At 58.9% G+C, this 14,064-nt stretch carries 14 protein-coding genes; all 14 read left to right on the plus strand.

Annotated features, from left to right (window positions below):
* The first annotated feature begins 31 nt into the window (after positions 1-31).
* The 14 genes from PVT68_RS15140 (at position 32) to PVT68_RS15205 (ending at position 13,241) form a co-directional block, all read left to right on the plus strand.
* The gene (locus tag PVT68_RS15140; protein WP_280319426.1) at positions 32-1,093 is read left to right on the plus strand and encodes a FecCD family ABC transporter permease; all 1,062 of its coding nucleotides are present in this window, start codon (positions 32-34) and stop codon (positions 1,091-1,093) included.
* Between the two features lie 9 nt (positions 1,094-1,102).
* Entirely contained in the window at positions 1,103-1,885 is a 783-nt protein-coding gene (locus tag PVT68_RS15145) for a heme ABC transporter ATP-binding protein (RefSeq protein WP_280319428.1), read from the plus strand.
* A 250-nt stretch (positions 1,886-2,135) separates the two neighbouring features.
* Positions 2,136-3,401, plus strand: a complete 1,266-nt coding sequence (gene glyA / locus PVT68_RS15150; protein WP_280319430.1) for a serine hydroxymethyltransferase — start codon at positions 2,136-2,138, stop codon at positions 3,399-3,401.
* A 174-nt stretch (positions 3,402-3,575) separates the two neighbouring features.
* Positions 3,576-4,061 carry a transcriptional regulator NrdR gene (gene nrdR, locus PVT68_RS15155; RefSeq protein WP_280319432.1) on the plus strand — a complete coding sequence of 162 codons (486 nt, stop codon included), beginning with the start codon at positions 3,576-3,578 and terminating at the stop codon, positions 4,059-4,061.
* A 14-nt stretch (positions 4,062-4,075) separates the two neighbouring features.
* Positions 4,076-5,185: a bifunctional diaminohydroxyphosphoribosylaminopyrimidine deaminase/5-amino-6-(5-phosphoribosylamino)uracil reductase RibD gene (gene ribD, locus PVT68_RS15160; protein WP_280322538.1), complete on the plus strand. Its 1,110-nt coding sequence runs from the start codon at positions 4,076-4,078 to the stop codon at positions 5,183-5,185.
* Positions 5,186-5,197: 12 nt separating this feature from the next.
* Complete coding sequence (locus tag PVT68_RS15165; protein WP_280319434.1) at positions 5,198-5,860, plus strand: riboflavin synthase; 663 nt, start codon at positions 5,198-5,200, stop codon at positions 5,858-5,860.
* A 119-nt stretch (positions 5,861-5,979) separates the two neighbouring features.
* Entirely contained in the window at positions 5,980-7,095 is a 1,116-nt protein-coding gene (ribBA, locus tag PVT68_RS15170; protein WP_280319436.1) for a bifunctional 3,4-dihydroxy-2-butanone-4-phosphate synthase/GTP cyclohydrolase II, read from the plus strand.
* A gap of 220 nt (positions 7,096-7,315) precedes the next feature.
* The gene (ribH, locus tag PVT68_RS15175; protein ID WP_280319438.1) at positions 7,316-7,786 is read left to right on the plus strand and encodes a 6,7-dimethyl-8-ribityllumazine synthase; all 471 of its coding nucleotides are present in this window, start codon (positions 7,316-7,318) and stop codon (positions 7,784-7,786) included.
* Positions 7,787-7,802: 16 nt separating this feature from the next.
* Positions 7,803-8,243 (plus strand): transcription antitermination factor NusB, encoded by a 441-nt coding sequence (gene nusB, locus PVT68_RS15180; RefSeq protein WP_280319440.1) that lies wholly within the window; start codon positions 7,803-7,805, stop codon positions 8,241-8,243.
* A gap of 8 nt (positions 8,244-8,251) precedes the next feature.
* Complete coding sequence (thiL, locus tag PVT68_RS15185) at positions 8,252-9,205, plus strand: thiamine-phosphate kinase (RefSeq protein WP_280319441.1); 954 nt, start codon at positions 8,252-8,254, stop codon at positions 9,203-9,205.
* 19 nt (positions 9,206-9,224) lie between these two features.
* A complete protein-coding gene (locus PVT68_RS15190) occupies positions 9,225-9,707 on the plus strand; it encodes a phosphatidylglycerophosphatase A family protein (protein WP_280319443.1) in 483 nt (160 codons plus the stop codon).
* A gap of 12 nt (positions 9,708-9,719) precedes the next feature.
* Positions 9,720-10,358 (plus strand): retropepsin-like aspartic protease family protein, encoded by a 639-nt coding sequence (locus PVT68_RS15195; protein ID WP_280319445.1) that lies wholly within the window; start codon positions 9,720-9,722, stop codon positions 10,356-10,358.
* A gap of 32 nt (positions 10,359-10,390) precedes the next feature.
* Positions 10,391-10,990: a GTP cyclohydrolase II gene (ribA, locus tag PVT68_RS15200; protein ID WP_280319448.1), complete on the plus strand. Its 600-nt coding sequence runs from the start codon at positions 10,391-10,393 to the stop codon at positions 10,988-10,990.
* Between the two features lie 157 nt (positions 10,991-11,147).
* Entirely contained in the window at positions 11,148-13,241 is a 2,094-nt protein-coding gene (locus PVT68_RS15205; protein WP_280319450.1) for an Ig-like domain-containing protein, read from the plus strand.
* Positions 13,242-14,064 lie beyond the last annotated feature (823 nt).

The following is a 14,064-nucleotide window of genomic DNA, read 5'->3' on the forward strand; positions in this document are numbered from 1 at the left end:
CCGAACATCCCGTATTTGAGGTATCCCTCCGTTGGAATTTCGCCTGACTGATAAAAGTCTGTTGCCGGCACTGGTGGCGCTGTTGTTGATTGGCAGCTGCCTGTCACTCGGTGTGGGTGCCATGAGCATCGGCTGGCGGGATGTACTCGCCGGGCTGATGCAGTGGGGCTGGCCGGGTTTTTTGAGTCTGGATGTGCCGGCGCAATATTCGCTGGTACTCGGTGAGATTCGTCTGCCGCGACTGCTGCTGGGGCTGATTGTGGGCGGTATCCTGGGGCTTTGCGGGGCGGTGATGCAGGGGTTGTTTCGCAACCCGCTGGCGGATCCGGGAATTATTGGTGTTTCTGCTGGTGCCGGGGTGGGTGCGGCATTTGTACTGGTATTTGCCAGCGGTGCGGCACTGACGACATTCGCTGGCGGCTTGTTCAGTAGTATCCACTGGCTGCTATTACCTGTCGCCGCCAGCCTTGGGGGAGCTTTGAGCACCTGGCTGGTCTATCGCCTGGGTGATCGCGGCAAATCGGTGGTGATGATGCTGCTGGCGGGTGTCGCGATCTATGCGCTGGCCGGTGCGGCAATTGGCCTGCTCAATTACGTGGCAGATGATCGCGCCTTAAGGGATATCACTCTTTGGCAGATGGGGACCCTTGGCGGTGCGACCTGGAGCTCTGTGGCCATGGCGGCATCCGTACTGGTGGTGGCTGGTGCATTGCTGTGGCGACGTGCGCCGGCACTGAATGCGCTGCTGCTGGGGGAGTCAGAAGCCCGCCACCTCGGGGTGGATGTGGCGCGCCTCAAACAATTGATGATTGTAGTCACCGCGATTGCCATGGGCGCGGCGGTATCGGTCTCGGGGATGATCGGCTTTATTGGCCTTGTGGTGCCGCACACCATTCGCCTGTTGCGCGGGCCGGATCACCGTTTCCTGTTGCCCTATAGTGTGCTGGCCGGTGGTCTGTTGCTGGTAGTGGCGGATACGGTTGCGCGTACTCTGGTGGCGCCGGCGGAAATGCCGGTAGGTATTCTGACGGCACTGTTGGGAGCCCCTTTCTTTATTTACCTGCTGTGGCAGCAGCGCCGGCAGATTTTTTGAGGGGTGCCCGTGCTGATTCAGATCGACAATCTCGGAATTTCCTACCCCCGCGCCAGTGATCCGCTGCTGAAAAACATATCCCTGGGCTTCAGGTGTGGTGAAGTCACCGCGCTGCTCGGGCCCAATGGCTGCGGCAAAACCTCGCTGCTGCGTGCCATCAGTGGCGAATTGAATTACAGCGGAAGCATTCAACTATTCGGGCGGCCGCAGCAGGACTGGTACCGCACTCCACAGGAGCACCGAGCGTTGGCGCGCCGCTACGGCTTGCTGCCGCAGAATTCAAGCCTGAATTTTGCCTTCACCTGCGCCGAAGTCGTGCAGCTGGGGCTGGCCCCCGGCAGCTTATCGCGGTCGGAGCAGGAGGAGCGGGGCGGGTACTTTATGCAGCGGGCCGATGTCTGGCAGCTGCGGGACCGACTGTTTCCCAGTCTTTCTGGCGGGGAAAAACAGCGTGTGCAGCTGGCGCGAGTGCTGTCCCAGCTCAGCCTTGCTGACCCGGGAGATGAGCGCATATTGCTGCTGGACGAACCCACCTCGGCACTGGACCTCAAGCACCAGCACCAGGTGCTGTCCTTGGCGCGGGAGGTTGCCGACGAAAATACGGCAGTGGTGGCAGTTCTGCACGACCTCAACCTCGCCGCCCGCTACGCCGACCGCATGGTGATGCTCTCCAGTGGTAGCGTCCTGGCCGATGGCGCTCCGGACGAACTGCTGCAGCCGGATCTGGTGGAGCAGGTCTACGGCTACCGCGGACAGCTGGTGGAAGTTTCAGGCCACCGCGTACTGCTATAGCGGTACGTCACTAACTGTTGATACTTGCGTCAGCTGGTACTTTCGTTCCGGATGATTCTCCCGATCCTGGTAACTTGAGCAGAGTTGGGCGCTGGATTGAATTTGTTTCACGTGCACCCTTTGCACCGCGGCCAGCGGCTTGGTGTACAATGCGCCGCTTTCTGGGGCGGGCCGGTCACAAATGGGTCGGGATTTGCCCTTGTCGAGATTATGCTTGCGCGATCTGCGCCTTATCATCCGAGGGAACACCATGTTTGATAAATCCGTCACTCTTGCTTCATATGATCCCGATGTGTGGTCTGCCATTCAGGACGAAGACCGCCGCCAGGAAGAACACATCGAGCTGATTGCCTCGGAAAACTACACCAGCCCGCAGGTCATGGAAGCCCAGGGTACCAGCCTGACCAACAAGTACGCCGAAGGTTACCCGGGCAAGCGCTACTACGGTGGTTGTGAGTATGTCGACAAGGTAGAAGCCTTGGCCATCGAGCGCGCCAAAGAGCTGTTCGGCGCCGACTACGCCAACGTCCAGCCGCACTCCGGCTCCCAGGCCAACGCCGCGGTTTATCAGGCGCTGTGTGCCCCGGGCGACACCGTACTCGGTATGAGTCTGGCCCACGGTGGCCACCTTACCCACGGTGCCAAGGTTAACTTCTCCGGCAAAATGTACAACGCCGTACAGTACGGTCTGAACGCCGACACCGGCGAAGTGGACTACGAAGAAGTAGAGCGCCTGGCCCTGGAGCACAAGCCGAAAATGATCGTGGCCGGGTTCTCTGCCTACAGCCGTATCATGGACTGGGCCAAGTTCCGCACCATCGCCGACAAGGTTGGTGCTTACCTGATGGTCGATATGGCCCACGTTGCCGGTCTGGTAGCCGCAGGTGTTTACCCGTCTCCGGTACCCCACGCGGACGTGGTGACCTCCACCACCCACAAAACCCTGCGCGGTCCCCGCGGCGGCATCATCATTGCCAAGGCCAACGAAGAGATCGAGAAGAAACTGAACAGCGCGGTATTCCCGGGCGGCCAAGGTGGCCCGCTGATGCACGTGATCGCGGCCAAGGCAGTTTCCTTCAAGGAAGCCATGAGCCCTGAATACAAGGCGTACCAGAAGAAGGTAGTGGAAAACGCTCGCGCCATGGCGGCCACCTTCCTGGATCGCGGCATCAACATCGTTTCCGGCGGCACCGACGACCACCTGATGCTGGTGGATCTGATCGGCAAGGAGTACACAGGTAAGGATGCGGACGAAGCCCTGGGCAACGCCAACATCACCGTGAACAAGAACGCGGTTCCCAACGACCCGCGCTCCCCCTTCATCACCAGCGGCCTGCGTGTCGGTACCCCGGCGATCACCACCCGTGGCTTCGGTGTGGAAGAGACCAAGCAGCTCACCAACTGGATCTGCGACATCCTCGATGCGCTGGAGAAAGGCAACGCCGATGCGACCATCGCCGAAGTGAAGGTCAAGGTGCTGGAAATTTGTGCGAAGTTCCCCGTATACAAGGGATAACGGGCAAACCATACCTGGGTTGAGCCCGGGTACATTGCGCAAAAAACGGCCCCGGTAAGGGGCCGTTTTTATTTGTGAGCCTAAAACGCCTGCGGGCCTCAGATTCTGCCAAATGCGGTTTATTCCCCACGCTGTGGTAAAATCTCGCCCACTTTTTTACAGGGCCTCCTCCCCATGCACTGTCCCTTCTGCAGCGCAGACGAAACCAAAGTTGTCGATTCCCGCCTGGTAGCCGATGGCGACCAGGTGCGCCGTCGTCGCGAATGTCTGCAGTGCCACGAGCGTTTCACCACCTTTGAAACCGCCGAATTGCTGCTGCCCCGTGTGGTCAAGCAGAACGGCCAGCGCGAACCCTTCAACGAAGACAAGCTCCGCGCCGGTATCCAGCGCGCGGTGGAGAAACGCCCGGTCAGCACCGAGCGCGTGGAAGCGGCTGTGGCCCAGATCAAACACGCCCTGCAGGCCACCGGCGAACGGGAACTGCCCGCCATGCGCATCGGCGAACTGGTGATGGAACAGTTGCGGGAGCTGGATCAGGTCGCCTACGTGCGTTTTGCCTCGGTCTACCGCCGTTTTGAGGACGTCAGCGACTTCAGCGACGAGATCGAACGCCTCAATACCCGCGGCAAAGCCACCGCCGAACCCGGAGACGTGTCGTGAGCCCGAGGGAACTGATGGCCCGCGCCATCCAGCTGGCAGAGCGCGGTCTCTATACCACCATGCCCAACCCCCGGGTTGGCTGCGTGATCGCCGACAGCGCGGGCAATATCCTCGCTGAGGGCTGGCACAAGTGCGCCGGCGAAGGGCACGCCGAAGTCGAAGCCCTTAAAGCGGCTGGAGGCAGTGCAAAAGGCAATATCGCCTACGTCACACTGGAACCCTGCAGTCACAGCGGCAAGACCGGTCCTTGTGCCGATGCGCTGATTGCTGCCGGCGTGGCCAAGGTCGTATATGGCATGGAAGACCCCAACCCCAGTGTTGGTGGCCAGGGGTTACAAAAACTGCGCGATGCGGGCATTGAAGTGGAAGGCCCTCTGCTGGAAGAATCCTGCCGCGCCCTGAATCCGGGTTTTATCAAGCGCATGACCCTGGGACTGCCGCTGGTGCGCAGCAAGTCCGCGATGAGTATCGACGGCCGTACCGCCATGGCCAGTGGGGAATCCAAGTGGGTCACCGGCCCCGCCGCCCGCGCCGATGTGCAGAACCTGCGCGCGCGCAGCTGCGCGATCATTACCGGCGTGGACACCGTGCGCCACGACAACCCGAACATGAATGTGCGCCCGGAAGAGATGGCGCTGGAGCCGGCGCTGGCTGCCGCAGCGGCAGAAAAGCAGCCTCTGCGGGTGATCGTCGACAGCAAACTGCGCACGCCGGCGAAAGCCTTTATATTGCAGGGCGACGCCCCCACATTGGTGGTCACCACGGAAGCGGCGGACAGCGAGCGCCGTGTGCGGCTGGAAAAGACCGGTGCCGAAGTACTGGTCTTGGCGGCGGACAAAGAAGGCCGAGTGCACCTGGGGGAACTGCTGAAAGAGCTCGCCCGTCGCGAGTGCAACGAAGTGTTGGTCGAGAGTGGTGCGACCCTCTCCGGTGCCTTTATGTACCAGGGCCACGTGGACGAGATCATCGTCTATGTGGCGCCCAAGATTCTCGGCTCCAGCGCCAGACCGCTGTTTGAGCTGCCGATTGAGCGCATGGGTTCCATGCTGCCCATCACCATTACCGATATGCGTGCAGTCGGCCACGACTGGCGTATTACTGCCACCACGGACATAGAGCGTTAGAGGCACATCGAATTGTTCACCGGAATCGTTGAAGCGGTTGGCGAAATATCCGCGTTACAGCCAAAAGGTGGCGACCTGCGCCTGCGGGTGAAAACCGGCAAGCTGGATTTGTCCGACGTGAAACTGGGTGACAGTATTGCCACCAACGGCGTCTGCCTCACCGTGGTCGAACTGCCTGGTGACGGTTACTGGGCGGACGTTTCGGCCGAGACGCTCGCGGTCGCTACCCTGAAAGACTGGAAACTCGGCGATAAGGTGAATCTGGAAAAGGCCCTCACGCCCCAGACCCGCCTTGGCGGCCATATGGTCAGTGGCCACGTGGATGGTATTGGCGAAGTGGTATGGCGTAAAACCACCGCCCGCGCCGAACAGTTCCGCCTGCGTGCCCCGGACGAGCTGGCCAAATACATCGCCCACAAGGGCTCGATTACCGTGGATGGCACCAGCCTGACGGTGAACGCGGTAGACGGTGCCGAATTCGAGCTCACCATCGTGCCCCACACCATTGCGGAGACCGTGATCGGCGGTTACCGGGCTGGCACTCGGGTGAACCTGGAAGTGGACCTGATTGCGCGCTACCTGGAGCGGCTACTCTTGGGGGATGCCGCGGCCAAGTCGCAGAGCGATGGTCTGACCATGGAATTCCTCGCCCAGCACGGTTTTTACAAGGCCTAGCACCAGTAGGAGTCTGCTTGCAGGCGAACAGAATCGAAGCGGTTCGCCTGCAAGCAGGCTCCTACAAAAGAAACATGGGGCAAGCCCAAAAGAATTGCCAAACACGATTTGAGAGAGTTATGGAACTGAATAGCGTTGAAGAACTGATCGACGATATCCGCCAGGGCAAAATGGTAATCCTGATGGACGACGAAGATCGCGAGAACGAGGGTGACCTCGTGATCGCCGCCGAGCAGGTTCGGCCGGAAGATATCAACTTCATGGCCACCCACGCCCGCGGTCTCATCTGCCTGACCCTGACGGCGGAGCGCTGCGAGCAGCTGGACCTGCCGCTGATGTCTCGGGACAACGGCGCCCAGTTCAGCACCAACTTCACCGTCTCCATCGAAGCGGCCGAAGGCGTAACCACCGGCATCTCCGCCGCCGACCGCGCGCGCACGATCCGCGCAGCGGTCGCTCGCAACGCCAAACCATCCGATATCGTTCAGCCCGGGCATATCTTCCCGATCAAGGCACAGCCCGGCGGCGTACTCAGCCGTGCCGGCCACACCGAAGCGGGTTGCGACCTGGCGCGTCTCGCCGGCTTTGAGGGCGCGGCGGCCATCGTCGAGATCATGAACGAAGACGGCACCATGGCCCGTCGCCCGGACCTGGAAAAATTCGCCCAGGCCCACAACCTCAAGATCGGCACTATTGCCGACCTGATCAACTACCGCGCGCTCAACGAAAAAACCGTCGAGTGCGTCAACCAGCGAAAGGTGCATACCGAGTTCGGCGAATTCAAACTGCGCACTTACCTGGACAAAGCCCGGCGCGAACGTCACTTTGCCTTTTACCTCGGCGAGTTCCAGCCGGAAGAACCGACCCTGGTCCGTGTTCACGTCGCCAGTACCCTGCGCGACGTCTTCAGCCTGCGTCGCGGCGACGAGAAGTTCGCCCCCTGGACCTTCCGCAGTGCACTGAAAAAAGTTGCGGAAGAGGGCAAAGGTATTGTGGTCGTCATCTGCCACAACGAAACCACCGACGAAATTGAAGAGAGCATCGACTGGCTGATCAGTGGCAAGCAGCAGCGCCCGAGCCAGGACCTGGTGTACAAACAAGTGGGCACCGGCTCACAGATTCTGCGCGACCTGAAAGTGCGCAAAATGCGCCTGATGAGTGCGCCGTTTAAATTCAGCGCTATTTCCGGCTTCGACCTGGAAGTAGAAGAATATCTGAACGCAGAAGAGATTTAAGAGAGCACGCATAGGTGGGTATTACTACCTATGTACAACTTTAAGGTGGGGTGCTGGGGCAAACTTTTCAGGAGCGTCGCAAACAGGATGTTTGCGCCGCAGCGCCCAGGGATGGGTTCACAGCGGTCCTGAAAAGTTTGCCCCAGTGCACCACCGCCACTGCACGAGACCCGAAGTACGACGGGTCCAGCAGGGATCCAGTAGAAAACGGAAAAAAACTATGAGCAATATCAAAGTAATTGAAGGGGATTTCGTCGGCAGCACTGGTAAATACGCGCTGCTGGTAAGCCGTTGGAACAGCTTTGTTGTGGAAAGCCTGAAAAACGGCGCCCTCGACACCCTGCGTCGCAAGGGCATCAAAGACGAAGACATCACCATCTACTACGCCCCCGGCGCCTTCGAATTCCCGCTGGCCGCGCAGAAAATTGCCGAAAGCAAAAAATTCGATGCCGTGATCGCCCTCGGCGCGGTCATTCGCGGCGGTACCCCGCACTTCGAATACGTTGCTGGCGAATGCACCAAAGGCCTCGCCCAGGTATCCCTCAACACCGGTATCCCTGTGACCTTCGGCGTACTGACCGTAGACTCCATCGAACAGGCCATCGAGCGCTCCGGCACGAAAGCCGGCAACAAGGGTTGTGAAGCCGCCGAAACCGCCCTCGAAATGGTTTCCCTGCTGGGCAAAATTTGAATCGGATTGAACTGAAATGACCGTAACCGCATCCGCCCGCCGCAAGGCACGCCACTACGCCATGCAGGCCCTGTACCAGTGGCAAATGGCCGGCTCCAATCTCAACGCCATCGAAGCCGAGTTTCATGCCGACAACGACATGAGCAAAACCGACGTGGCCTACTTTCGCGAACTGCTCCACGGCGTAGCGAAAAACCTCGATGAAATCGAAGGTGCCTACAGCGAGTTTCTCGATCGCAATGTGGAAGAACTGGATCCGGTATCCCGTGCCCTGCTGCGCATGTCCACTTACGAAATGAAAAACCGTGTCGACGTACCCTACAAAGTCGTCATCAATGAAGCCGTTGCCCTGGCGAAAAAATTTGGCCCCACCGACGCGTTCAAATTTATCAACGGCATACTCGACAAGGTGGCAGTAAAAGAGCGCAGTGTCGAAGTGAAGGCCGATAAAGGCTGATCGCCGCTATGTCCGGCCCCGGTGAATTTGAGCTGATTCGGGATTTCTTTGCCGCCCGTTTTCAGGGGAGTGCACCGGAGGCCGGTGTTGTCCTGGGGATTGGCGACGACTGTGCACTGCTGACCCCGCCCGCAGGTAAAACTCTCGCCACCAGTGTCGACACCCTGGTGGCCGGGGTGCACTTCCCCGCAACCGCCGACCCCTACCGCATCGCCAGCCGCGCATTGCGGGTAAACCTCTCCGACCTCGCCGCCATGAACGCGCAGCCGCTGTGGTTTACCCTCGCGCTCACCCTTCCCGAGAGCAATGCCGACTGGCTGGCCGGGTTTGCCGAGGGGCTGGCGGATACTGCCAAGCGGTTTGATGTCCAGCTGGTGGGTGGCGACACCACCAAAGGCCCGCTGGCGATTACCATCCAGGTGACCGGTGCCTGCGACAGGCCGCTGCGACGGGATGGCGCCTCAGCGGGGGATTCTGTCTTCGTAAGCAACCGGCTCGGCGCCGCGGCGGCCGCACTACCCATCGTATTGGGGGAAGTCGGCGGCAGCGAGATCCAGCGGCAGCAGATGGACGCGTCCTACTATTTCCCCGAGCCGCAATTCACCGTGGCCAGCGCCATCGGCGGTTATGCCAGTGCCGCGCTGGATATCTCAGATGGACTACTGGCGGATCTGGCACATATCTGCGAAGCCAGCGGGCTGGGCGCGGAACTGGATCTGAATCAGGTGCCGGTCGCGGAGCTGGCTCAGACAATGAGCGGTGACCAGGCGCGTACCGTTGCGGTTACCGGCGGCGACGATTACCAGCTCTGCTTTACCGTGCCACAGCAGCACCTGCCAGCGCTGAATGTATTGAACCTGCCGATCACCTGTATCGGCACAATGACCCGTGAGCGCGGCATTCGCTGTACGCTCGACGGCGAGCCCTGGACCCACGCACAGCCCGGCTACCGGCATTTTTAAGCGGCAGGAAAATAACAACATGACCCCGACGTTTGCCCAATTAATTCGCAGCCCTGTACTGTTTCTCGCATTTGGTTTCGGCTCCGGCCTTGCCAGAAAAGCCCCGGGGACTTTCGGCACACTGGCCGCGGTGCCGCTGTGGTACGGTCTGCAGTTTTTGTCGGCGCCCCTGTACCTTGCGGTGATTGTGGTCACCTTTGTACTGGGCTGCTACCTGTGCGGTGCCGCATCGAAAAAACTCGGTGTGCACGACCACGGCGGTATCGTGTGGGACGAATTCGTCGGCTACTGGCTGACCATGTTTCTGGCTCCGGCGGGCTGGTTGTGGGCGCTGTATGGCTTTGTGTTGTTCCGCATCTTTGATATTGCCAAGCCGCAACCCATTCGCTGGGCGGATCGCCGGGTGCACAGTGGTCTGGGGATAATGTTGGACGATATACTCGCAGGCATCTATGCCGCGCTGGTGTTGCAGGGCACGGCCTTTCTCATTCACATGATCTGAGGCGAGGCGTCGATGAAACTGCGCGCGATTTCTAGTCTGGTCCTGTTGCTATTGTCACTGTCCGCAGCGGCGCAGGATGTCCGGTTAAAGGCCATTTTCGGTACCAGCGCCATGTTCGAGATCGACGGCAGGCAGCGGCTGCTGAAATCCGGCAACACCTCGCCGGAAGGGGTGAGGCTGGTCTCGGTGACCAGTGAAAATGCCACCGTAGAGATCGATGGCCGTACGCAGCAACTGTCGCTGTCAGCTCCGATCGCCGCGAATTACGCCGAGGTGCAAAAGGCAGAGGTGCGCCTGGCTGCGGACAGCCGCGGCCACTACAGCACCACGGCGTGGATCAACGGCCGCCAGGTGCCGGTACTGGTGGATACCGGAGCGACCAGTATCGCTTTCAATTATCCGACGGCGCGGAATCTGGGACTGGATCTCGCCCGCGCACAGCCAATGACGGTCTCCACTGCCAACGGCATGGCCCGTGCTTACCGATTACAGCTCGACAGCGTCACTATTGGTGGTATCAAGGTGCACAATGTGGAAGCCTCGGTGCTGGGGGATGACTTCCCGCAGATTACGCTGTTGGGCAACAGTTTTTTGAGCCGCGTGGATATGCAGCAACAGGATGGTCTGTTGCTGCTGCGCGCGCGCGATTGATGACGAATTTTGATGGGACGCGAGGTATCAGTTTGACCATTCGTTATGTGGAATCCTCCAAACTGCCCACTTCCTGGGGTATGTTTGAAATGCACGGTTTTGAAGAAGTGGAAACCGGCAAGGAGCATGTCGTCCTGACCATGGGCGACCTGGATACCGACAAGCCGGTACTGGCTCGTATTCACTCCGAGTGCCTGACCGGGGATGCGTTGTTTTCCCTGCGCTGTGACTGCGGTGCGCAATTGCAGTATGCGCTGCACCGGATTGCCACCGAGGGACGCGGCGCGGTGTTTTATCTTCGCCAGGAGGGACGTGGGATCGGCCTGCTGAACAAGATCCGCGCCTACCATCTTCAGGATGCCGGTGCCGACACCGTGGAGGCCAACGAGCAGCTGGGTTTCGGTGCAGATATGCGGGATTACTCTATTCTTAAGCCGATGATTGACCACCTCGGCATCCAGTCGATTCGCCTGATGACAAATAATCCGCGCAAGGTGAAAGCGCTGGAAGCCCTGGGGGTGAAGGTTACCGAGCGTCTGCCACACCAGTCAGGCCGCAATCCACACAATGTGAATTACCTGTCCACGAAAAAGGGGAAGCTCGGTCATCTGTTTGATGACGAAGAGAAGTGATCTGCAGTTCCGGTGTGCCGAATCTGGAGCCCTCGCGAACCCGGACTAGAGTGGCTCGTGGTGCCTGACCTGGTTCGCAGTTTATGGCCGCGACTAGTCTAGAAACGGTACAAAAAATAAGTGGTCGTTTTGGCCGGGTAAGAATAGAGAGAATAAAGTGACACGTAATCTCACCGCACTGGTAATCAGCAGCGTCTTGATCTTGGCTGGATGCGAACTAACAGAAGACGACAAGGATCGCCTCAAAGACGCACAGGTTGATCTTGAGCAGCTGGCGGATCAGATCATCATCACCTATCCGGCGAACGGCTCCACTGTCACTAGCTCCACTACCGATGTGCGAGTAGATATTCCCGCGGCAGCGGGTGTTCAGGCGGTGTCACTCTATGTCGATGGGGTGGAAATAGCATCCGATGAGGATGGCGCGCCGTGGGAATTTTCCTGGCCTTCCTATTACTGGGCTGATGGTGGTGCCCATACCCTGCTGTTGAAAGCGCTTACCGAGAATGGCAATGAAGTCAGGAACAACCAGCAGTTCCAGGTCACGGTTGCCACCAGCGCAAACAGCGATCTCCAGTTCTCTGGAGGGCTGGACGGCAGCAGCGTAAAAGATACCAACCAGTTGTCTGTGGGATTTGAGCTGTTTCCCGGCGCTACGCGCTACCAGGTGGTTTACTCAACGGGCGACGAGGTCGAGACTGTTGACACGGAATCCAACAGTGCGCAGTTATCCGATCTGGACGTGGGTGTTTACCAAATCCGCTACCGGGCGATTGGCGCCGACGCTACATCCAATGATCTTGTTGGCCCCCTCAGTAGTCCTGTCTCTGTCGAATTGCTGGCTCCGGATCTGCCGGCGCTAAACCCTGCAGAAGTTGTCGCGAATCAGGCTGGCTATGATGTTTTGCTGTCCTGGGCTGATCTCGGTGAGGGGAACTCTTACCGCGTCAATCTGCTAAGCGGAACAGCCGGTGAAGAAATTCTGTTTTCCGAAGCCACCGAAGAAAATTCCATAACAATACCGGATTTGCCACTGGGAAATTATCGGTGGCAGCTGCAGAGAACCAATGGCCTGGGGCAGGATTCCGGATTCTCCGCGCCGCAAGCACTTGGCGTTGGTGTATTTGAACGGCGTTTGGGTGGTTCCGCTAATGACCACGCGAAACAGGTGCTCTCCGCCAGCGATGGTGGATTTATCCTTCGCGGATACACCAAGTCACCAGAAATTTTTTCGGCAGTGGATAGCGACGGAGATGACTGGATCATCAAGTTGGATAGCCAGGGAAATGTGGTTTGGGATTATGTCTCCAGTGCCGGTGGGCGGGACCGCTTCACCGATCTTGTGGAGCTTTCGGACGGATCCATTGTAGCGGTTGGGATGGATTGGGACTCGGACAAGGCCGTGATCCTTAAGCTCGATAGCACTGGCGCCAAACTCTGGGAAACGCTATATCGCCCCGAAAGTATTTCCGAGCGCTACGACTTTGTCAGTGTGGTTGAGTTTGATGGCGGTCTGTTCGCGGCTGCCGCGGAGTGGGGCCCGGCACCGGGCTGTGCCAATTGTACCCGCAGACTCAACTTTTACTTCCACCGGGTGGACGCCGCGGATGGCACCGTTGCGGATGAGATTCCTGTGCCGGCCCTGGAGGGGGTAAGAATCAATACTCTGGCTGAGCTGAAGGTGACGGCAGCGGGAGAGCTGTTGGTAGCCGGCCACGGGATGCCCGCCGGCGACGAAACCGCGGAGTACTGGCAGGGGGGCGCTTACCTGCAGGTACTGGACGCCGACCTGGGGCAGAAGGTTACCTGGAACAATGTAGGCAACTACAGGCATGGAAATGTCGGGGATGTGATTGAGCGTCCCGATGGAAGCTTTGTGGTCGTCGGGCAGGTTGTGGACGACGGCAGGCCGGTATTGAGTCTGGTGGGTAGTAATGGTGCCGAGTTCCAGAACCGTGCCTGGACCAGCGATCGGGTTTATTACGGCAGTGAGTCGATAGCCGCGGGCGCGATGAATGAAACTTATGGCCTTTTTCTCGATCAGGAAACGGATGCATTGATACTCGCCACATTCGGTTCCGACCTGGTTGTCGACGCGCAAAGGTTCCTTGAAGGGCTGAGCGCCCAGGTGTCGTCCGCGGGGCTGGTGTATAACCCCGATGGCACCATCACGTATTTTCTCAGTGAGTCCCTCACAGGCCATACAAATTACGACCTGGTGATCAGTCGACAGCCGGTGGAGCAGAACTGATTTAGCCCGGGTCCGTGTCAAGCTGCAGGCAGCCCGCAGGTCATGGGGCTGCTGCGCGTTGTCGCGATACCTGCAAGCCACAGGATTGAGCGCCATGACAATAGAGCGCCAGGGTAATCGAAAATGGGCCGGCTTCCTGTAGCTTTGGCAGTAATAAACCCTTCACGAAAGCTTCACTTTAAGGCAATCAATTAACGCCATTCTGTACCCGAGCAAGACGCTGATCTCGCAACTTGCCAGGGAAGGCTAATCGAGTGATCGAAGGAATGGCGGGATCAGAGAGTGCGTCTATACTCAAACTATCTGAACGTTATTGGTCGAGAAAGGTGATGTACTGATAACGCTCCGATATCGAGGCCGGCTTTATGCCGGCTTTTCTTTTTTTGTGCCGGGGATAGCAATGACGTCCTGTCATTGCTATCCCCGACGCCACCCAAAAAGCTGGCGCAGAAGCGTGGTTCTGCTTGTTTTTGGGTGGCTCGCGCCGGCCTGTGGCCGCGGGCGGTGTCTCCTACACCGCCAGTTTCTGTGCCTATAGTCGGTTACTTCAAACTATTGCGGTAGGTCGGCTTGACTGTTAAATTGCGCGAAATTCCACCAGCGGAGGATTGATGATGATTGTATCCAACCACCGCCGGGCCAGCCGCGACTGAATCGCTTCTGCCCGGCAATGCTCTTTTGTCGGGTTTCCCACCCAATTGGAAACCCCGTTCCAAACGGCCCAGAATCTGATCTGAGGCTGGATAGACGTACGCCTGCATAACACACAGGGTACTTTTGAGGGTTTAGAGCCTTGAGTAAATCTCTGATTTCACGCCGCCCG

This window comes from Microbulbifer bruguierae (assembly GCF_029869925.1).
Classification (GTDB): domain Bacteria; phylum Pseudomonadota; class Gammaproteobacteria; order Pseudomonadales; family Cellvibrionaceae; genus Microbulbifer; species Microbulbifer bruguierae.

Coding starts and splice junctions, on each gene's coding strand:
- glyA (WP_280319430.1), top strand. CDS start 2,136: ATGTTTGATAAATCCGTCACTCTTGCTTCATATGATCCCGATGTGTGG.
- nrdR (WP_280319432.1), top strand. CDS start 3,576: ATGCACTGTCCCTTCTGCAGCGCAGACGAAACCAAAGTTGTCGATTCC.
- ribD (WP_280322538.1), top strand. CDS start 4,076: ATGGCCCGCGCCATCCAGCTGGCAGAGCGCGGTCTCTATACCACCATG.
- ribBA (WP_280319436.1), top strand. CDS start 5,980: ATGGAACTGAATAGCGTTGAAGAACTGATCGACGATATCCGCCAGGGC.
- ribH (WP_280319438.1), top strand. CDS start 7,316: ATGAGCAATATCAAAGTAATTGAAGGGGATTTCGTCGGCAGCACTGGT.
- nusB (WP_280319440.1), top strand. CDS start 7,803: ATGACCGTAACCGCATCCGCCCGCCGCAAGGCACGCCACTACGCCATG.
- thiL (WP_280319441.1), top strand. CDS start 8,252: ATGTCCGGCCCCGGTGAATTTGAGCTGATTCGGGATTTCTTTGCCGCC.
- PVT68_RS15190 (WP_280319443.1), top strand. CDS start 9,225: ATGACCCCGACGTTTGCCCAATTAATTCGCAGCCCTGTACTGTTTCTC.
- PVT68_RS15195 (WP_280319445.1), top strand. CDS start 9,720: ATGAAACTGCGCGCGATTTCTAGTCTGGTCCTGTTGCTATTGTCACTG.